This is a genomic window from Alkalihalobacterium elongatum (assembly GCF_019024285.1).
Classification (GTDB): Bacteria; Bacillota; Bacilli; order Bacillales; family Bacillaceae_F; genus Alkalihalobacterium; species Alkalihalobacterium elongatum.
Window position 1 is genome coordinate 184,456 of record NZ_WMKZ01000004.1, and the last position, 19,100, is coordinate 203,555.

Here is a 19,100-nt window from a genome sequence, read left to right on the forward strand (position 1 = left end):
AATATACAAAAAGCCAAGCGACTGCTTGGCTCTCATACTTTAGTGGTTGCTACAAACTTCAAGTAAGTCAGCAATTATGCTTTTTGTTTCTTGCCAATCTTTTGCTTTTGCTCCTGACGCCATTGGGTGTCCACCGCCACGGTATTTTTGTGCAATTTGGTTAATCTGCGGACCTTTGGAACGTAATCGAACTCGAATATCTTCACTATCAGGATCTTCTACAAAAAACACCCAGGCTTTAAGGCCTTCAACATCACTGAATGAGTTGACCAGTTGTGACGATTCATTAGCTGTAATATCAAACTTTTCAAGAATATCAGCTGTTAGGTTCATGACAGCGAGACCTTCATCAAAAACCTCAAAATGCTGCAAAATGTACCCCTCTAGTCGAGTCATCTTTAAATCTCTCTTATAAAACTTTGAATAAAAGTCACTATGATTAATACCATGCTCTAGCAGCTCACCAGTATATTGATGCGTTTTTTTTGTTGTATTTGGATAACGGAACCGCCCCGTATCTCCCACAATTCCAGCGTATAGTAATAACGCACCCTTATCAGAAAGCTTAATCCCTTGATTTTTTCCTTCCAAGTATAAGTCGACGATCATTTCACTTACTGAACTTGCTGTTGTATCTACCCAAACGATATCACCATAAGGCTCTTCATTCGGATGATGGTCGATTTTTATAAGAAAATCGCCGTGAGTATATCTTTGATCACTAATTCTTTCTGTATTTGCTGTATCACAAACGATGACCAAAGCTCCTTTGTATGTAGCGTCTTCAATAGTATCCATAGTTGCTAAAAAATTCAAAGATGGCTCTTCTTCTCCAACTATATATACTTGCTTAGAAGGATAAGTAGATTTAATTAATTCTGCTAACCCTGCCTGTGACCCAATCGCGTCTGGATCTGGTCGCTCATGGCGATGAATAATAATCGTTTCATAGTCTGCGATTTTTTTAAAAATTGTTTCAATCAATTGTCATTCTCCTTTGATAACTAGATTTCCTCGGCTTTTCACGATAAAATATGTAGTGATGCTCGTCCAACAAATGGACGCAAAGCTTAAGGAGGTCCCTACTTACATGACACAATCTTTACTCATATTAATTGTAATATCGCTCGCATTCTTTATTTACTTTAAAATAAAGTTTTGGCGTACTACTGCTTCCGTTGAGAAAAAGTGGCAGCAAACACGAGCCAATATTGCACTAGGTTCATTTCTAATTTTCTTTGGTCTTAATCTACTTATCTTTCCAAGAAGTACAGTAGATATTATTATTGGAATCCTTTTTGCTTTGCTAGGTGCTGCTAATGCCTATTTCGGGTTACAGAATTATAAACACTATCTCCCGCAGGTCATTGAGGAACGCAAAGCAAAGTAAGACAAAAAGAGGCCTACTCTATAGAGTCCCTAACCCCTCCATCACGAGATATAAAATACTAGCTTATGCAAGTTAGTACGATATATTGAGTAATGAGGAGTATAGACACTTTGGAGTCTGCCTCTTTTTCTTTAGTCAAGAAGCTGTGCCATCATTAAAGCCTTCCCGACAATTTCTCCGTCATGATATAGCTCTACATCAATCTTTCCATGCTTTCTTCCAATTTCAAGTAATTTCGGCTGTATATCAATCGTTGTATCTATTTGAACTGGTTTAATAAAATATAAAGTGATATTTTCAACGACAAGATCGCCTTTTTTGTATTTCCTTAAAGCCCGACTCCCTGCTTCCGTAACAATCGTTGTGACGACACCGTACGATAAGGTTCCGAGGTGGTTGGTCATTTGAGGTGTAACCTCACATTGGAATAGTAAATAATCTGAAGTGGAATGATCTGTGAAACGACTTGTTACAACATCCTCAATTGTTTCCCCTACGTGAGGTTGACGTTGAATCATCTGCAATGCTTTTAGAACATCTTGACGACTAATAACGCCAATTAATTTTCTTTGCTGGTCTACAACCGGAAGTTGCTCTATCCCTTCCCAAACCATAACATGTGCTACCGATGCAACAGACGTCCGTTCATTGACTGTTATTGGATTTTTCGTCATTACTTTTTCAATCGGTGTTAATCGGTTTACCCCAAGAACATCCTTTGACGTAACCATCCCTTGCACTCTGAAGCCTTCATCTACTACAGGATACCGGCTATGGCCTGTTTTTTGATTTAACTCATGCCACTTTTCAACTGAATTGGTTATTGTCATATAATATGTATCTTGTAAAGGAATTAAAATATCATCGACAAGTACAATCTCTTTTTTAATTAGCTGGTCGTAAATCGCACGGTTAATCATTGTTGCTACAGTGAACGTATCATAGCTCGTTGAAATGATAGGGAGCTCTAATTCATCAGCCAACTTAATCACTTCATCACTCGTATCAAAGCCGCCCGTAATTAAGACTGCAGCCCCTGCTTCAAGAGCAATTTTATGAACTTGATATCTGTTCCCTACAATTAATAAATTGCCTGGGTCAACATACCGCATCATTGCATCTAGTTTCATCGCACCAATTACAAAACGGTTTAGCGTTTTATACAATCCTTGCCTACCACCGAGAACGGACCCGTCCACTATATTGACGACTTCAGCAAACGTTAATTTTTCAATATTTTCCTTCTTTTTCTTTTCAATTCGGATCGTACCGACTCGTTCTATCGTAGAGACAAACCCTTGGTTTTCAGCCTCTTTTATAGCACGATAAGCCGTGCCCTCACTGACATTAAGCGCTTTCGCAATTTGACGAACAGATATCTTCTCACCGATTCCTAAATCATTAATATATTGCAATATTTGTTCATGTTTTGTTGCCATATCCCCTCACCACACTTTCTTATAAACTGTATCTATTAGAATTATCAAAACTGTATTAGTTCTATTATACTGTTAGGGGATAGGCACTTCAAGACTACCTGCTATATCTTCTTACTTTATTTGGTTCATTTTTTGATTCTTCAGATAATAATGTCGCTTTTTGCTTTTTCTTATTATATAGGAGGCCAACTAGATTTCCACCAACAACAATAAGAGCAAATGTTAGCCAAGCAATCGCAAAAAGTCCTCCTAAACCAGGATCACCTAATGGAATACGTGGTACCGCAAAATAAATAAGGGCAAGAGCTAGTAGTAAACATAGTAACAGCCTTTGTTTCATCGTTATCCATCCTCTCAATTAAACTAATTCCAGAATAGCTTCCATTGACCACGACTTTTAAAAGTTGTCCTACTTTCATTCTATGAAATAGTTCAAAAAAAAGAAGTACGATTTAATGAGTTAAAGGCAATTGTTGAAATACGTTCATTTAGGGTCAGCATGTAAAACATGGATAAATTATCATTAGTCTCGTACCCTAGAACAGCTGGAACATTAATACTCAAGAATTTTTCCTCTCGCGTGCACGATCCACCCGCTTTCATTACCGCACTCCATTATCCTAGTTTTTCTCTCTCATAATTTTTCCATCAGGGCTGATTTATATTAAAAAACGGTACATTAGCAACTAAGTTTACGAAAATAACCTTAAGAAAAGAAACAGATAAAAAAAGAGACAACATTATAGTTGTCCCTCTAAGGATAGCTAACAATCTCAAAGCAAATAGCAACATCTTTGAGAAAAACCCCTCTATTATAGTTCAATCGCTTCTCCTGCTGCTAAAACTTTGCCTATACCTGCTGGAAGCTTTTCTACAAATTGTCCAGCGTCTTGCTCAATCACAGGGAATGTATTGAAATGAATCGGTACAATTTGTTTTGCTTGAAGCCATTTTGCAGCAATTACCGCATCTTCTGGACCCATTGTAAAGTTATCACCAATCGGTAAAAATGCTACATCAATTTGATTTAGTTCGCCAATCATCTTCATATCCGAGAATAATGCAGTATCTCCAGCATGGAAAATTGTCTTACCTTCAGCTGTAAATAATATACCACTTGGCATTCCCGTATAGATAATCTCTTTTTCATCTTCTTTTACAAAGGCTGAACCATGAAAAGCTTGGGTTAACTTCACTTTCCCGAAATCAAACGTGTGTGAACCACCGATATGCATCGGATGAACATTTACTCCTTGCCAGCCTAAATATGTCGCTAGTTCAAATGGTGCAACAACTAGTGCTTTATTTCGCTTCGCAAGCTCTACCGTATCTCCGACGTGATCATTATGGCCGTGAGTAAGTAGAATAACATCAACTTTTAAGTCTTCGGCATTTAAATCAGTTTGTCCATTTCCTGAAATAAAAGGATCGATAATAATGTTTGTCCCATTGGTTTCAATCATAACAACAGAATGGCCATGATAAGAAAGTTTCATTTATGTACTCAACTCCTAATTAAATTTGGTGACGAAAGAGAGATAACCAACTTCATTCGTCACCTTATGATTACGAGGTAATAACTTTATTTCCTGCACTAACTTTTCGACGATTTTGAGTCTGGTAAAGATAGCTTTCTTTTAATTCCTTGTGTTTCGGTTACAAATGAAGCCTCTAACACAGCATTGGGGTCAATTGTTAATACGACTTCTTTAAGCCTCGGATACATAAACCTGCTTGTAATACAGTATATTATTAGTCGCTCATCTCCAGTATAGCCACCTTGTCCATGAAGATAAGTAATTTGAACATTTAATTCTTTTAAGAGGGTCTCCCCTACCTCATATGGTCTGTCAGAAATAATCATTACAGATTTCCCTTGATTTAAACCATCTAAAACAAAATCGATCATTTTTGATACGATATAAAAAACAGCTATTGAAAACATCGCCTTTTCTAATGTAAAAACAAATGCCGCTGCAGTTAAAATAAGGGCATTGACCGCCAATAAAAATGTACTAATCGGGATATGAAAGCGTCGCTGCATCCAAATCGCAATCATTTCTGTACCGTCGACTGCCCCACCAGATTTAACGACTAATCCAATTCCGACTCCTAACAATAGCCCTCCATATAGCACAATTAGCACTTCTGAAGAAGTGATAGCAGGCATTGGTGCTAACCACATTAGACCAAGCGTTGTTACAATATTGGCATAAATCGTACGTACAACAAACCGTCTGCCCATAAAATTAGCAGCGAACATTAAGGTAGGCAAATTTAACGCAATATATACGGCCCAGATCGGAAACCCCCAAACGGAATTTACCATAATAGAAATAGCTGTGACCCCACCATCAACTAATCCATTTGGAGCAAGAATTAACTCAAGACCAACTGCTGTAATTAAAGAACCGATCGTGAGTAATAAATAATCGATAAACTTTTTCATTCGCTTCCCCTTTTATTTTTTCTTTCTTTTATTCTAACATATGCGCCCTTTCTCTCTTATATCAAAGGCTTGTAAAAAGAAATATAAAAAAGCTAGAGATTTTCATCTCTAGCTTTTGACGAAAAGCTATTATTGAAGTAGTTCAAGCGCACTCTTATATTCTAATCCTTGGGCTTCAGCAACAGCTTGATACGTAACATGACCTCCTAGTGTGTTAATTCCTTTTAGTAGAGCAGAATTATCGAGACATGCCTGTCGATACCCTTTATTTGCTATTTGAGCCGCATATGGGATTGTAACGTTCGTTAATGCAATCGTAGACGTTCTAGGTACAGCCCCTGGCATATTAGCAACTGCATAATGAAGGACACCATGCTTTTCGTATGTTGGGTTATCGTGCGTCGTGATGCGATCCGTCGTTTCAAAAATTCCACCTTGATCAATCGCAACATCAACGACAACGGAACCTGGCTGCATTGATTTAACCATTTCTTCTGTTACTAAACGTGGTGCCTTGGCACCTGGAATGAGAACAGCTCCAATCACTAAATCCGATTCACGGACAGCATCGGCGATATTCATCGGATTAGACATCATCGTATTTATTTCTTTCCCAAATATATCATCAAGCTGCCGTAGGCGTTCTGGGCTTAAATCGAGAATTGTAACATTTGCTCCTAATCCAATTGCAATTTTGGCTGCATTTGTACCAACGATGCCTCCACCTATAATCGTAACCCTGCCTCTACTAACACCAGGGACACCTGATAATAATGTTCCTTTTCCACCATTTGGTTTCTCTAAAAATTGTGCACCAATTTGGGATGCCATTCTCCCAGCCACTTCACTCATTGGAATAAGAAGCGGGAGCGAACCGTTTTCGGGCTGAACCGTCTCATAGGCAATTCCAATTACTTTTCGGTCGATTAAAGCTTGTGTTAATTGGCGCTCTGGAGCTAGATGTAAATAAGTAAATAAGATTTGTCCTTCGTAAAAATAGTCAAATTCTTCAGCAAGTGGTTCTTTAACTTTCATCACCATTTCTTGAGACCAAGCTTCTTTAGCTGTATCTACAATTTTTGCACCAGCATCCATGTACTGTTCATCTGTAAATCCAGACCCGTTTCCTGCACCTTTTTGAATATAAACCTCATGGCCTAGAGTTACGAGGGTAATAACGCCAGCTGGTGTCATCGCGACTCGGTTCTCATTATTTTTAATTTCAGTTGGGACACCAATTCTCAAAATCTACACCTCATTTATAATCCTTATTCAATCTTTTTATCGATATAGAAGTTCATTATAGTCATTCCCAAAACTTTAAATACGATTACGAGTGGTCTTTATCCCATACCCATGTAAATAATTTTCCTTCACCGTTCATCATTCGAATATCTAATCGCTCGATATCTTTATAGCCATTTTCTTTTAGCTGCTTTACCATAAAATCAACTTTTGCATCTTCTCGAAGTTGAATTAAAGATATCATCGAGTGAACTTCTTTCTCTGCTTCTTTGCCTCTTTTTATTTGATTACCTGTTTCATATTCATATTTATCGGGATTATCGTATTCCCACTCATGTATAGTTCCATTCTCAACGACTGTAATGCGAATAGCAAATTTATCCATCAATTCTGAAGCTAGTCCGAACGATTGGCTTGAAAAAATGAATAACATTAGCAACATTAGAAAAAGTAATCTTCTTGTCATGATTATCACCTCTAGTATTAAGGTGCGCAAACAATGGAAAATAATACATATTAATTATTTTAGCTCTATTTATAAAATGAAAAGACCGTATTCAAGCAATACTTGGTTACGGTCCTTAATCTAATGCTGTGTTAAGTTTGGTGTTTATAGTGAACTCAATCCATTTTTCACCCTTTTAGTTCCTGTCACCTGTGGCTATTAATCACATCAAGTCCGCCTGTAATTTCAAGAACAGTTCCTGTTATCATATCGGAATTTTCTTGACAGAGGAAACTAATTGCTCTCGCTATGTCTTCTCCAGTACCTGAACGACCCACTGGTGTCTTTTCATCATAGAATTGTCGTGCTTGTTCTATCGTCGCTTCTTTCATTTCTCCTAATATGTTTCCAGGACAAACCATATTCACTGTAATTCCATGTTCTGCTTCTTCTATTGCTAGTGTTTTCATTAATGAAACGAGGCCTACCTTTGCAGCAGCGTAGGCAGATCGGTATATCCATCCTGGCGCATCATTTGCACCTTGAAAACCATAGGCAACAATACGTCCGAACTTTTGTTTTCTCATATGAGGAATAATCCCCTTCGCGATATGAAAGAACGAACTTAAGTTACCTTCTACCATTTCATACCATTCACCATCTGAATAGTCTACAAGCTTTTTACGTTCAAAAATATAAGGACCCGCGTTATGAATAAAAACATCTATTTTACGGAATTTGTTAATTGAAGATTGGATGAGTTCGTCTAAATCAGCTTTGTTTGTCACGTCTGCTTTCACAAAATGTAGTTGATCAGCTTTAGCTTCCCAGCGTTTCTTCAACTTTTCAACGGCATTTACATCACTACGGTAACTAATGGTTACAGTGTAACCTTCTTCTAGTAATTGTTCAGTAACTTTTAGACCGAGCCCTTTCGTACCTGCAGTAACAATTGCATGTCGCATAAACGTCCCACCTTCCCCTATTGGAACAACATCTTTTAATTTGATCATACAATGAAAGGGACATTAAGTAAAAAGATTGCTCTTCCTGATTAAATTAAAATTATGTAAAGAAGACTGACCCTAGTGTGTCAGTCTCAACATTCACTCTACCCTCTAAAATTTTCTGTGTTCTGCTGCTGTCCATTTAAACGTTCATCTTCTGTTGTTCCTACACGGTATGAGTCCATAATTTGTTCTAACACCATCATTTCGCCATCTTCATCATAGACCGTCCCAGTAAGCTTATGTTCTTTCATACGATTACCCCCTTCTTTTAGAAACAAATTTATTATTTAACAATTCATGAACTTTTATTACCAGTACTTATTATTATTAGAATGTTTTGATACAATGATATTGTGGTAAACATATACAAACAATAATTAGGCACAAGGTTATATTGTCGTAAACAATTTTTTTAGGGGAGTAGATAATGATGGAAAAAAATTATCGTAATGTATTAGTTGCAGTAGATGGTTCTGAAGAAGCAAATGTAGCTTTAAACAAAGCTTTTGACATTGTAAAAAAAGATAATGCTCAACTTTTTATTGCTCATGTTATTGACACACGTACTTTTGCTACAGTTGAACAATATGACCGTACAGTTGTATCTCGTGCAGAAGGCTATGCAAAAGAATTGCTTAATGAATATAAAGTAAAAGCTGAAGAAGCAGGAGTTACTAACGCAACGACTGTTCTTGATTTCGGTTCTCCTAAAGTGAGAATTGCTAAAGATATTGCTCAAAAACACGAGATTGATTTAATTGTAACAGGGGCTACAGGTTTAAATGCAGTAGAACGTATCTTAATTGGAAGTGTTTCTGAAGCGATTACAAGAAATGCTAAATGTGACGTATTAATCGTTAGAAAATAATAGCTGAAGAAATATTAAAGTAAAGAGGCTGATTCAAAAGGTCGCATATAGCGACTGATTTGAGTCAGCCTCTTTTTTAGTTATACTTATATGAATTTCCACAACAATGCATGGGCTATTAGTAAAAATTGTCCTAAATTCCAATAAAAAAAGTTGTTGAAATTCTGCTTTGAATCAGTAAAATTAGATTAGGATAAAATCCGTTTTTTATCTACAACCGAAACCTTAACTACATTACTCTTGTTATACAAACCTTTATAGTTTTTTGAATTTTTAAAATTTTTATTCAAATTCTTACGTTACCTTTTTCTTTTAAAAAATTTTTACAACAGAATATTGTTTAGGGAGAGAAGAGCAGAAATGAAACATATAACGTTTAACCCTTATCGTACAATAGGTATTCCAAACACTACCTATTTAAAGTCTGATTCTATGTTTCAACACATTAATCAAATTAAAGAATCAGATTGGGTTTTGTTCCCAGAGTATTGGCAAGTTAATTCATTAGTTTACGGTTTAAATAAAAAGATTTTTCCTAGTATCAACTCTTATCATTTAGGACATGACAAAATTGAAATGACACGTTCATTACTGTCCATTGTTCCAAAAAATGTTCCTTACACTCTTATCCTACCTAATAATGAGTCCGGCTTCGAAACAGCCATTAACGAAATGCCATTTCCATTTATCGCAAAAGAAGTTAGAAATTCAATGGGGAAAGGTGTTTACTTAATTAATGACGTTAAGGAGTTCCGCGAGTATGCAGCGATTAGTAACGTATTATATGTTCAAGAATTATTACCGATTGACCGCGATATGAGAATTGTTTATGTTGGTGATGATGTTGTTGCTGCTTATTGGCGAGTTGGTAACGGTGAAAGCCACTTAAACAACGTTGCACAAGGTGGAGAAATCGTACTAGAACTAATCCCTCGGGAAGCTATCGATCTAGTTAAACATGTTGCACAAACGTTAGGGATTAATCATGCTGGTTTTGACGTTGCGATGGTCGATGACCAATTTTATATATTTGAATTTAATATTTTATTTGGAAATGTCGGTTTTCAAAAATTAGATGTATCTGTAGAAGACAAAATTGTAGAATATATTCAAAAGGAAGACAGCAAACTGAATTTGGATACGATGTTTGTTTCTTAAAATGAATGTAAAGCTCATGACATATTATAGGGTTGCAACTCACTACTGAATTGCAACCCTATTTTTTAATTACCTTTTCACTCTTGTCTCTTAAAGAACACTGTCTATTTAGTATTGTTGTGTTTGAGACATATGAAAGGATTTACTTACTTTAAGTTGTCAGGGTTAGTGGTAGCATGATGTTTATTGATTACCTCGTAAAATAGACTTCCATCTATATCTGGAGATTGATTTTGTTGTTGTATCATGGCTCCCATTAACTTTTTAAACTCTCCTACGGTCAAAGGTCTTGCATCTGGCTTTAGCTCGTATCCTAGTTGACCGTTGGGTTCAATTGTTTATGTCTGTTATATTAGATATCCCATTTTGACGTATTTGCATTTCCAATTTATCGATAGTTAACCTGATCTTCTTTAAATTTTTTAGGTTTACTTGCCCATTTTCAATAACGGATATTGCCTTTCCCGTAAATAACTTTTCCAGCGCATTATATTTAACTTGAAGATATTCAATTAGAATAAGAACACCAATAAAAATTCCTATTGATAATATTGTTTTTAGAACACTATCTTCAATAATCGGCTGAACAATGATAGCACCGATCGAGATCATAACAATGGTTGTCGTAATTGTCATTTGCGCAATTGACTTTCTCCCTGATACTCTTAGAAAAAGAAATCCAGTCAGAACTAGCAAAACTGATTTCCAGATAAAATCGAGTTCCATGTAGAACTACTCCCTTTTTGTATGTAATAACCTTATTCACGGTTATTATGTATTCGTTTGAATTTCTTATTCTTATTCACATGAAAAAGAGACCATTAAGAAAATGATCTCTTTTAAATCATATTATTTATTACTTAATAATGACTCCGCTTTTTCTAGCGCTAGTTGTACTTGAGCAAAGCCTGTACCACCAGCACTATTACGACGCGCTACAACCGTTTTAGGCTGTAAAAATTCATAAATATCTTCTTCAAAAAGTGCGCTCGCTTCTTTATAATCAGCAAATGGAAGATCAAGTAAGAAATGACCTTGTTGAATACAATGAAGAACGAGCTTTCCAACTACTTCATGAGCATCACGGAACGGCATTCCTTTGCTTGCTAAATAATCAGCAAGCTCAGTTGCATTTGAAAAGTCAGAATGTGTCGCTGTCTCCATAACCTCTGTATTCACTGTCATTGTTTCAATCATACCAGTGAAGATTTTTAATGAGCCTTTAACCGTAGTTACTGCATCAAACATCCCTTCCTTATCTTCTTGCATATCCTTGTTATAAGCAAGTGGAAGGCCTTTAAGGATCGTTAATAACGAGAATAAACTCCCGTAAACTCTCCCTGTTTTTCCTCTAATAAGTTCTGCCATATCAGGGTTTTTCTTCTGAGGCATGATACTGCTTCCTGTAGCAAACGCATCATCTAGTTCAATAAAGCGAAATTCTTGCGAAGACCATAAAATAATCTCTTCACAAAGTCTAGATAAATGCATCATTAAAATTGATGATCCGCTTAAGAATTCTAAAATGAAATCACGATCACTAACAGCGTCTAAGCTATTTTCGTAAATACCATCAAACCCTAGTAATTCTGCACTATAGTGACGGTCAATTGGAAACGTCGTTCCAGCTAACGCCCCAGCTCCAAGTGGCGAGATGTTTACACGTTTTAGACCATCTGCAAAACGATTATAGTCACGCTCTAACATCCAAAAATAAGCCATTAAATGATGCGCAAACGACACAGGCTGAGCACGTTGTAGATGTGTATAACCAGGAATTAATGTCTCAACATGCTGTTTAGCTTGCACGACTAATACATTTTGTAAGCTTTTAATTTCAGATAGAATTTCTTCCATTTGTTTACGCAAATATAAATGCATATCTGTTGCTACTTGATCATTACGGCTTCTACCTGTATGAAGCTTACCACCGACTGGACCGATCTCATCAATTAAGAACTTTTCTACATTTAAATGGATGTCCTCATTTTGCACAGAGTATTCTAGTTCGCCGTTTTGAGCTTTTACTAGGATCTTTTTTAGACCCTCTGTAATTTTCTTAACCTCGTCTTCTGCTAAAATCCCACACTTACCGAGCATTTTAACGTGTGCAAGGCTTCCCTCGATGTCTTCTTCTACAAGTAGTTGGTCGAAGCCGATAGAGGCGCCGAATTCATCGACCCACTCTTCGGCTGTTTTTGTAAATCGACCGCCCCAAAGCTTACTCACAGTTTGACCCCCTTATTGCTGTTAACGTCCTTATTTACTTTACTGCTTACTTTTGTTGGTAGGCCCCAAAGTTTAATAAATCCTACTGCTGCATTATGATCGAACTCATCTTCAGTTGAGTATGTCGCTAGTTTCTCATCATATAATGAGTACTCTGATTTACGTCCCTCAACTATCGCATGGCCTTTGAATAGTTTTACACGAACAACACCAGTTACATTCTTCTGAGTTTCTTGTAAGAATGCTTGAAGAGCTGGAGTTAATGAAGAGAACCATAAACCATTATAAATAAGTTCAGCTAATTTTTGGCTGATCACTGGTTTAAAGTGTGCTACGTCTTTTGTTAACGTTAAGTCTTCTAGTTCTTTATGTGCTTTAATAAGGGTCATTGCACCTGGGCACTCATATACTTCACGTGATTTAATCCCAACAAGGCGGTTTTCAACGTGGTCAATACGTCCAACCCCGTGCTTACCAGCAATTTCGTTTAATTTTAAAATGAGTTCGTGTAATTCATACTTCGTTCCATCAATTGAGACAGGTACACCTTGTTCAAAAGCAATTTCTAAGTATTCTGGAACATCAGGAGTCTTTTCAAGAGGTGCTGTCATTTCGTAGGCACCTTCTGGTGGAGTTGCCCAAGGATCTTCTAGTACACCACACTCATTAGCACGTCCCCAAAGGTTTGCATCAACAGAATACGGATTATCTAAATCAATTGGAATTGGAATATTATTATTTTTTGCGTATTCAATTTCTTCATCACGAGACCAGCCCCACTCACGAACTGGAGCAAGTACTTCTAAGTCTGGGTTTAACGCTTGAATTGAAACTTCAAAACGGACTTGGTCATTACCCTTACCAGTACAACCGTGAGCAACTGCGTCTGCCCCTACTTGCTCCGCAATTTCCACTAACTTTTTCGAAATTAATGGACGGGATAACGCCGAAACAAGCGGATATTTCTGCTCATATAATGTATGAGCTTGGAGTGCAGGTAATACAAATTCTTCTGCAAATTCTTTCTTTGCATCAATTGTATATGACTGAATAGCTCCAACTTTAAGAGCTTTATCTTTAATAAATTCTAAATCCTTACCTTCACCGACATCTAAACCAACTGCTACTACATCATAACCTTGATCACTTAACCATTTAATTGCTACTGATGTATCTAATCCTCCAGAATATGCTAGAACTACTTTTTTCTTACTCATGATATTCCCTCCAATAATGTATGAATATAAATTCTCTTTTTATCATTTTTATGCATTGGTGTTCTAAAGTTAACTCGCCAATTAGCGAGTTTAAGAGAAGACCACCCTATATTTTGTTAGGTTGGTTCATTAATCTACCATAATGTCTAATATTGAGAGGACTTAACCTCTTCCTAATGAATAAATTTAAATAAAAACTAATTATTATTCATTACTTTATCAACTATCTTCCCTTTTGGCAATAGGTTAATTTAAAAAATTGAATATTATTTTTGATTTTCTGTTTTCACTATCTATATGTTTAAATCTCCTATAAGTTCATGTAAAATTAAAACAGGGGGTGGAGAAGTGGATTATAAATTTACTTATGATGGTCGTTTAGGAATTAAGCTTCCCTTCTTTGAAAAAGACTGGGATGAATATACATTTTCTACACAAACAGAAATTTTACTTCAATGGGAAAAAATTCGCGGAAGTATACCTGATAGAATTGCTGATTTAGAAGTATTAATAAATAAGAAACAAGCTGCACTGAATAATGAAGAGAACTTTCAAAAATCCTGCGAGTTAAATAGTGAAATCGCGGAGTTAGCCTCCATTATTAACGATTTATGGATCTGGTATCGTACTAATCAAAATGTAAGTGTTAAAGTCCACCAATAAACAAGTTATAGTGAAAAGAGGCGTTAGTTACCGCCTCTTTTCTTTAATTAGAAAGCTGCATTACCCTTTTAAGATCACATCTTATTATTGACCTTGTCCTAAAGAGTATCCCTTTTCACCATTAAATGTATATAAATTTTCAGTTTTTATACAATGAAGCCCTGCATCATCTATTCGCTGTAATAGGTTTAGTATTTCTTTATTTGTTTTATTAGCATTTGCTTTAAATTGGAAGCGACATCTCCAATGATCGGTCGTAAACGTTTCTGGAAAACCTCCAGGATAAACTTTTACTCCTCGATTGGTAATAACAATTAATTCCAAATCAGACCCAGCTAGCATTTCTAATTGCTCACCTAACTCCTCTGAAGTGTATGTATTGTTTAATACAAAAACATCCACCCCGTCTAATTCTTGAACAACATCAGGCTTGACACGATCCTTTGCCAAAGGCGATAATTCATGCTTTACCTCATCCTTTTCTAATCGTTCCTTATACATAACAGGAGCAAATGTTGTTGGACTTTGACCTAATCGTTTAATAACAGCCTCTGCAAACTCAACTGTTCCAACTGCTGGTCCACCTTTAGAAATATCACCTGTAAAAATTCCGTCTTCTATTGTCTTGAGCCAAGCATTATGTACTTTCGTTGCTACCTCTGCTTGTCCAATATGCACTAACATCATAATAGCGCCATGAATTAAACCTGATGGGTTGGCAATCCCCTTTCCTGCAATATCTGGGGCACTTCCGTGGATCGCTTCAAACATTGCTATATGATCACCGATATTGGCTGAACCTGCAAGACCCACACTTCCAGTAATTTGCGCAGCTACATCTGAAGCAATATCGCCGTACAGGTTCGGCATCACAATCACATCAAATTCTTGCGGTGTGTCTGCAATCTTTGCAATTCCTATATCAATAATCCAATGGTCTGTTTCAATTTGTGGATATTCTTCAGCAATTTCATTAAATAGTTTATGAAATAATCCATCAGTTAACTTCATAATATTATCTTTAGTGAAACACGTTACTTTTTTCCGGTTGTTTTTAACAGCATATTCGAAAGCATAGCGAATGATTTTCTCGCTTCCTGGTCTTGAAATTAACTTTAAGCATTGAACAACTTCTGGTGTATGTTGATGCTCTATTCCAGCATAGAGATCTTCTTCATTTTCCCTAACGATTACAAGGTTTACATCTGGATGTTTCGTCTTGATAAATGGGTGATATGAAATATTAGGACGAATATTAGCATATAATCCCAACGTTTTTCGTATCGTCACATTTAAACTTTTATAGCCACCACCCTGTGGAGTTGTGATTGGAGCTTTTAGGAACACTTTTGTTCTTCGTAGCGATTCCCATGCTTCTCCACTAATACCTGCTGTTTCACCTGAAAGATATACTTTTTCTCCTATTTCGATAAATTGAGGTTCAATCATTGCTCCTGCATATTCAAGGATTTTTAATGTTGCATCCATAATTTCTGGCCCTATACCGTCTCCTCGTGCTACTGTAATCTGTCTTTTTATACTCATACAAACACTCCTTACTCATGTTTAAGGTAGATGTAGTTTCATTAGTTTGTGCCTAATCTCTCATCAAATACTCAGTAAAAAAGAGACCTACTATAATAAGTAAATCTCTCTTAGCCTCAAGGAGTGTTAATTAGATTTTTATTTATTTTTAATTTCTTTCAAGCAATAACCTTTTTTGATAAAAACGCTGAGCAACTTCTGTCACTTGTCTTGAAAACTGGTAATTCATCGTCGCTCCAACTGCGATTCCAAGAAGAGGAACACCTTGAATTAATTTTTTTCTTAACATCATGATCATCATGACTTTAATTAATTGTCTTAATGGTTGTTGAAGCCAAGAAATATCGGCGACTTGTTCGTCTCCTGCATAGAACCACCCATCGTAATCATCTGTCTCTACCTCATCCCATAGTGCATCCCAAGCACCACCTTGTAAGTGTTTTGGTAATGAGGCAACATGGAAAATCTTTAAGGCAATCATCATTTCAGACGGACGCTTTACATCATAGCCATATGATAAAGCGATTAATTGGATGGCACGCATATTCATAGCAATCATTGCTGGTAAATCCATTCCTAACAGGACAATGCCCCCCATACCAGAAACCCCGCCTTGTCCCATTGACAGTAAACGCTGCTTTGCCATCTGCTGTTTCGCCATGAAGTTTAATTTTTCTATAGACAGTTCTCTAATATCTTGAATTTCTTGAATTTCTGCATCAAATACTTTCGCTTGATCTAATATTCGCTCTCTTGCGTCTTCATGAAATCTTGAATTTTGGATCATGGCATGTAAGTGAAAGAGAAAATTATCAATTTTCTCTAGAGCTTTAGACTTTTTGTCTTTACCGATTTGATCAAGCCCAAGATTTAACCATTTTTGATACATCGTTTCAAAATCTGTAGGATCATGTTCGAAAAATGTTTGCTCCCAACGTTCTACCTCAAGTAACAAGCTCTCTTCTTGTACAGTTAGTGACACTCGATTTGTCTCCTTTCGTTTGAACCATTTTTTCGAAACCATTCAACCATGTCATTCAATCGACTTTCCACTCGGTTATAAATGGTACCTTCAGAGTAACCATGAACCAGATCATACTCTCCTGCTTCATAACCCGTAAGTATCTCAATTCCTTCTTGAATAGACTTTACAGCCCAAATGGAGAACTTCTTTTCTTTAATTGCAGCAACCACTTCTTCATCCAACATTAAATTCTTTACGTTTTGTATCGGGATGATCACACCTTGATTACCAGTTAACCCTCTTAACTTACAAGTATAGTAAAATCCTTCAATCTTTTCGTTCACTCCACCAATTGGTTGAACTTCACCAAATTGATTGACAGAGCCTGTTACAGCGATCCCTTGGTTAATCGGTACTTCTGCTAAAGATGATAAAATCGCATATAATTCAGTACTAGAAGCGCTATCACCATCGACCATATCGTACGACTGCTCAAACGTAATACTTGCTGCTAATGGAAGAGGGTGCTCCTTTGCAAACTCTCCTTGTAAATAACCTGATAAAATAAACAACCCTTTAGAATGAATTGGACCGCTTAAATAAGACTCACGGTCAATATTAATAATTCCTTTTGAACCGATATAGGTTCTGGCTGTAATCTTATTTGGTTGGCCGAACGTATAATTACCTGTATCTAGTACAGATAATCCATTGATTTGTCCAACCTTCTCCCCTTCTGTTTCAATCATAATCGTACCATCTTCTATTGATCCATTCATTTTTTCTTCTATTAAATTAGAACGTTGCCGACGCTCTTTTAATGCCTTATCTACATGCGTTTCCGACACATAGTGAGCGTTTTCTAACATCGCCCAATAATTAGCTTCTACTAATAGTTCTGTTATTTCATGAAAACAAGTAGTTAATTTATTTTGGTTGTTACTCAGTCTAGTACTAAAATCAATAACCCTTCCAACAGCCTCTTTTGTGTATTGAAGTAAGCCTTGCGTTTTACAGTAAGTATGAATAAACGATGCATACTTCATACAGTGTTCACCATTTCTTTCCATTTCAACATCAAAATCAACTTTTACTTTGAAATACTTTTTAAAATCTTCATCAAAGGTAAATAAAAGGCGGTACAGGTCTATCGTTCCTATTAAAATAACCTTCATTTCTACTGGTATTGGCTCTGGCTTAAGCCCAGCAGATACAACCGAACTTCCGCTATCCTCTAATATGTTTTCAATTCTTAACTCTCCTGTTTTTAACATCCGTTTTAAGGCATTCCAAGAGTAGGGATTTGAAAGAAGGTCAGAGGCTTGAAGAATAATATACCCCCCATTTGCCAAGTGGAACGCGCCTGGTTTCATCATTGAAAAACTCGTCATTAAAGAACCAAATGCACTTTTAAAATCAAATTTCCCAAAAAGGTTTGTATATGTAGGGTTATTTTCATGGATGACAGGTGCCCCTTTAACCTCACTATTATCTATAAATACATTTATATGGTATCGAGCATCATCTTTCTTTTCACTTTTTTGCAATAAAGAGGAAAATAAGTCTTCTTCCTCATCTAGTGACGCTTCGATTAAGTCCTCCCAGTTCGCAATAATGTCTTTTTCTAAGCTCACTATATATTCAGTAACTTTTTTTTGGCCTTCATACTTTTGTAACAGCACTTCGATATACGGGTGGATCGTGTCAAAAACCGTATTTTCTTCTAAGTCCTTAATACTTTTCTTTAAGTCACGTTCTAAAAGAGCTGTTTTACGGTTAATTTCTGTCAGGCGTTTATTCAGCTCCCTTGTTTTTTCTGCTATTTCTTGCTTCTGTTCATTTGATAACTGGCGATAGGTTTCTTCCGTATGCGCCTCTCTATTTTCATTAAGCGGGATCGCCATAAGACTTGATGTATTTCTTTCAATTTGAAAATATTCATTATAAGCTAATTCATCCAATTCCTGCCATTTTAAATTAATGGACTCCTCGTAAAATTGAATGATATCCACTTTTGCTTGTTCAAAATCTTTACTCGAAAGGACTTTCTCAATTTCAACACGAGCTTCAGAGATGAATTCTGATACTTCTTGCTGAAAAATAACGCCATGCCCTGGTGGTAAAGAAATGGCAATCGGCTGATCAGAATGTGCAAAATTATAAACATAAATCCAATCAGGCGGTGTCGTTTTGGTTGATGCAATTTCTTTTACCTTAGATTTTGCAAACGTTGTTTTACCAGTGCCGCTCGGTCCTACTAAAAATAAGTTATACCCTTCCTGTTTTACAGTTAACCCAAAGTCGACCGCTTGAACAGCCCTTTCTTGACCGATCATTTCTCCAGTTAAACTTCCAACTTCTTCTGTTGTTTGAAACGAAAACTGGTTTGTATCAAAACGATTAGTTAATTGATCGTATGTTAACTTTCTTTTCTGTATTTTTTCTAGTGATATACGGTTCATCCCTAGTTCCCCCTCA

The 19,100-nt window shown here is 36.4% G+C and carries 19 protein-coding genes and 1 pseudogene; 4 read left to right on the top strand and 16 right to left on the bottom strand.

Going from position 1 to position 19,100, the window contains the following annotated elements:
- Positions 1 to 39: 39 nt before the first annotated feature.
- Entirely contained in the window at positions 40 to 984 is a 945-nt protein-coding gene (locus GKP30_RS08095) for a DHH family phosphoesterase (protein ID WP_216828922.1), read from the bottom strand.
- A 106-nt stretch (positions 985 to 1,090) separates the two neighbouring features.
- Here GKP30_RS08095 and GKP30_RS08100 point away from each other — a divergent pair, with 106 nt between their 5' ends.
- Positions 1,091 to 1,390 (top strand): YtpI family protein, encoded by a 300-nt coding sequence (locus tag GKP30_RS08100; protein WP_216828923.1) that lies wholly within the window; start codon positions 1,091 to 1,093, stop codon positions 1,388 to 1,390.
- Positions 1,391 to 1,521: 131 nt separating this feature from the next.
- On the opposite strand, the gene GKP30_RS08105 is transcribed toward GKP30_RS08100, so the two are convergent.
- The 9 genes from GKP30_RS08105 to GKP30_RS08145 form a co-directional block, all read right to left on the bottom strand.
- Complete coding sequence (locus tag GKP30_RS08105; protein ID WP_216828924.1) at positions 1,522 to 2,829, bottom strand: CBS domain-containing protein; 1,308 nt, start codon at positions 2,827 to 2,829, stop codon at positions 1,522 to 1,524.
- A gap of 94 nt (positions 2,830 to 2,923) precedes the next feature.
- On the bottom strand, positions 2,924 to 3,169 hold the full coding sequence (locus GKP30_RS08110) for a hypothetical protein (protein WP_216828925.1): 246 nt from the start codon (positions 3,167 to 3,169) through the stop codon (positions 2,924 to 2,926).
- Between the two features lie 92 nt (positions 3,170 to 3,261).
- Entirely contained in the window at positions 3,262 to 3,432 is a 171-nt protein-coding gene (locus tag GKP30_RS08115) for a hypothetical protein (protein WP_216828926.1), read from the bottom strand.
- Positions 3,433 to 3,641: 209 nt separating this feature from the next.
- Positions 3,642 to 4,325 carry a metal-dependent hydrolase gene (locus tag GKP30_RS08120; RefSeq protein WP_216828927.1) on the bottom strand — a complete coding sequence of 228 codons (684 nt, stop codon included), beginning with the start codon at positions 4,323 to 4,325 and terminating at the stop codon, positions 3,642 to 3,644.
- Positions 4,326 to 4,423: 98 nt separating this feature from the next.
- Positions 4,424 to 5,278 (bottom strand): YitT family protein, encoded by an 855-nt coding sequence (locus GKP30_RS08125; RefSeq protein WP_216828928.1) that lies wholly within the window; start codon positions 5,276 to 5,278, stop codon positions 4,424 to 4,426.
- A gap of 129 nt (positions 5,279 to 5,407) precedes the next feature.
- Positions 5,408 to 6,523 (bottom strand): alanine dehydrogenase, encoded by a 1,116-nt coding sequence (gene ald / locus GKP30_RS08130; RefSeq protein ID WP_216828929.1) that lies wholly within the window; start codon positions 6,521 to 6,523, stop codon positions 5,408 to 5,410.
- Between the two features lie 85 nt (positions 6,524 to 6,608).
- Positions 6,609 to 6,989, bottom strand: coding sequence for a hypothetical protein (locus GKP30_RS08135; protein ID WP_216828930.1), 381 nt, complete (start codon positions 6,987 to 6,989; stop codon positions 6,609 to 6,611).
- 185 nt (positions 6,990 to 7,174) lie between these two features.
- A complete protein-coding gene (locus GKP30_RS08140; protein WP_328703129.1) occupies positions 7,175 to 7,981 on the bottom strand; it encodes an SDR family oxidoreductase in 807 nt (268 codons plus the stop codon).
- Positions 7,982 to 8,079: 98 nt separating this feature from the next.
- On the bottom strand, positions 8,080 to 8,229 hold the full coding sequence (locus GKP30_RS08145; protein WP_216828932.1) for a hypothetical protein: 150 nt from the start codon (positions 8,227 to 8,229) through the stop codon (positions 8,080 to 8,082).
- A 179-nt stretch (positions 8,230 to 8,408) separates the two neighbouring features.
- On the opposite strand from GKP30_RS08145, the gene GKP30_RS08150 reads away from it, so the two are divergent.
- The gene (locus tag GKP30_RS08150) at positions 8,409 to 8,846 is read left to right on the top strand and encodes a universal stress protein (protein ID WP_216828983.1); all 438 of its coding nucleotides are present in this window, start codon (positions 8,409 to 8,411) and stop codon (positions 8,844 to 8,846) included.
- 360 nt (positions 8,847 to 9,206) lie between these two features.
- Entirely contained in the window at positions 9,207 to 10,004 is a 798-nt protein-coding gene (locus GKP30_RS08155) for an ATP-grasp domain-containing protein (protein ID WP_216828933.1), read from the top strand.
- 146 nt (positions 10,005 to 10,150) lie between these two features.
- On the opposite strand, the pseudogene GKP30_RS08160 reads toward GKP30_RS08155, so the two are convergent.
- The 3 genes and pseudogenes from GKP30_RS08160 to GKP30_RS08170 all read right to left on the bottom strand — a co-directional run bounded on the left by GKP30_RS08160 (position 10,151) and on the right by GKP30_RS08170 (position 13,453).
- Positions 10,151 to 10,730, bottom strand: a pseudogene (locus GKP30_RS08160) (DUF421 domain-containing protein).
- A gap of 123 nt (positions 10,731 to 10,853) precedes the next feature.
- Positions 10,854 to 12,233, bottom strand: coding sequence for an argininosuccinate lyase (gene argH / locus GKP30_RS08165; protein ID WP_216828934.1), 1,380 nt, complete (start codon positions 12,231 to 12,233; stop codon positions 10,854 to 10,856).
- A complete protein-coding gene (locus GKP30_RS08170; protein WP_216828984.1) occupies positions 12,230 to 13,453 on the bottom strand; it encodes an argininosuccinate synthase in 1,224 nt (407 codons plus the stop codon). Before GKP30_RS08170 ends, argH begins: the two co-directional genes overlap by 4 nt.
- A gap of 345 nt (positions 13,454 to 13,798) precedes the next feature.
- Here GKP30_RS08170 and GKP30_RS08175 point away from each other — a divergent pair, with 345 nt between their 5' ends.
- Positions 13,799 to 14,113, top strand: coding sequence for a hypothetical protein (locus GKP30_RS08175; protein WP_216828935.1), 315 nt, complete (start codon positions 13,799 to 13,801; stop codon positions 14,111 to 14,113).
- Positions 14,114 to 14,197: 84 nt separating this feature from the next.
- On the opposite strand, the gene GKP30_RS08180 is transcribed toward GKP30_RS08175, so the two are convergent.
- From GKP30_RS08180 to GKP30_RS08190, 3 genes are all read right to left on the bottom strand, one after another.
- Positions 14,198 to 15,658 (bottom strand): NADP-dependent isocitrate dehydrogenase, encoded by a 1,461-nt coding sequence (locus GKP30_RS08180; RefSeq protein WP_216828936.1) that lies wholly within the window; start codon positions 15,656 to 15,658, stop codon positions 14,198 to 14,200.
- A gap of 148 nt (positions 15,659 to 15,806) precedes the next feature.
- Positions 15,807 to 16,640, bottom strand: coding sequence for an EcsC family protein (locus GKP30_RS08185; RefSeq protein WP_328703131.1), 834 nt, complete (start codon positions 16,638 to 16,640; stop codon positions 15,807 to 15,809).
- Positions 16,631 to 19,084, bottom strand: coding sequence for an AAA family ATPase (locus GKP30_RS08190; RefSeq protein ID WP_216828938.1), 2,454 nt, complete (start codon positions 19,082 to 19,084; stop codon positions 16,631 to 16,633). Before GKP30_RS08190 ends, GKP30_RS08185 begins: the two co-directional genes overlap by 10 nt.
- Positions 19,085 to 19,100: the final 16 nt, after the last annotated feature.

What these genes read in the sequence shown, in the direction of transcription:
- GKP30_RS08100 (WP_216828923.1), top strand. Translation starts at nt 1,091, where the DNA reads ATGACACAATCTTTACTCATATTAATTGTAATATCGCTCGCATTCTTT.
- GKP30_RS08105 (WP_216828924.1), bottom strand. Translation starts at nt 2,829, where the DNA reads ATGGCAACAAAACATGAACAAATATTGCAATATATTAATGATTTAGGA.
- GKP30_RS08110 (WP_216828925.1), bottom strand. Translation starts at nt 3,169, where the DNA reads ATGAAACAAAGGCTGTTACTATGTTTACTACTAGCTCTTGCCCTTATT.
- GKP30_RS08115 (WP_216828926.1), bottom strand. Translation starts at nt 3,432, where the DNA reads ATGAAAGCGGGTGGATCGTGCACGCGAGAGGAAAAATTCTTGAGTATT.
- GKP30_RS08120 (WP_216828927.1), bottom strand. Translation starts at nt 4,325, where the DNA reads ATGAAACTTTCTTATCATGGCCATTCTGTTGTTATGATTGAAACCAAT.
- GKP30_RS08125 (WP_216828928.1), bottom strand. Translation starts at nt 5,278, where the DNA reads ATGAAAAAGTTTATCGATTATTTATTACTCACGATCGGTTCTTTAATT.
- GKP30_RS08135 (WP_216828930.1), bottom strand. Translation starts at nt 6,989, where the DNA reads ATGACAAGAAGATTACTTTTTCTAATGTTGCTAATGTTATTCATTTTT.
- GKP30_RS08140 (WP_328703129.1), bottom strand. Translation starts at nt 7,981, where the DNA reads ATGATCAAATTAAAAGATGTTGTTCCAATAGGGGAAGGTGGGACGTTT.
- GKP30_RS08145 (WP_216828932.1), bottom strand. Translation starts at nt 8,229, where the DNA reads ATGAAAGAACATAAGCTTACTGGGACGGTCTATGATGAAGATGGCGAA.
- GKP30_RS08150 (WP_216828983.1), top strand. Translation starts at nt 8,409, where the DNA reads ATGGAAAAAAATTATCGTAATGTATTAGTTGCAGTAGATGGTTCTGAA.
- GKP30_RS08155 (WP_216828933.1), top strand. Translation starts at nt 9,207, where the DNA reads ATGAAACATATAACGTTTAACCCTTATCGTACAATAGGTATTCCAAAC.
- GKP30_RS08180 (WP_216828936.1), bottom strand. Translation starts at nt 15,658, where the DNA reads ATGAGTATAAAAAGACAGATTACAGTAGCACGAGGAGACGGTATAGGG.
- GKP30_RS08190 (WP_216828938.1), bottom strand. Translation starts at nt 19,084, where the DNA reads ATGAACCGTATATCACTAGAAAAAATACAGAAAAGAAAGTTAACATAC.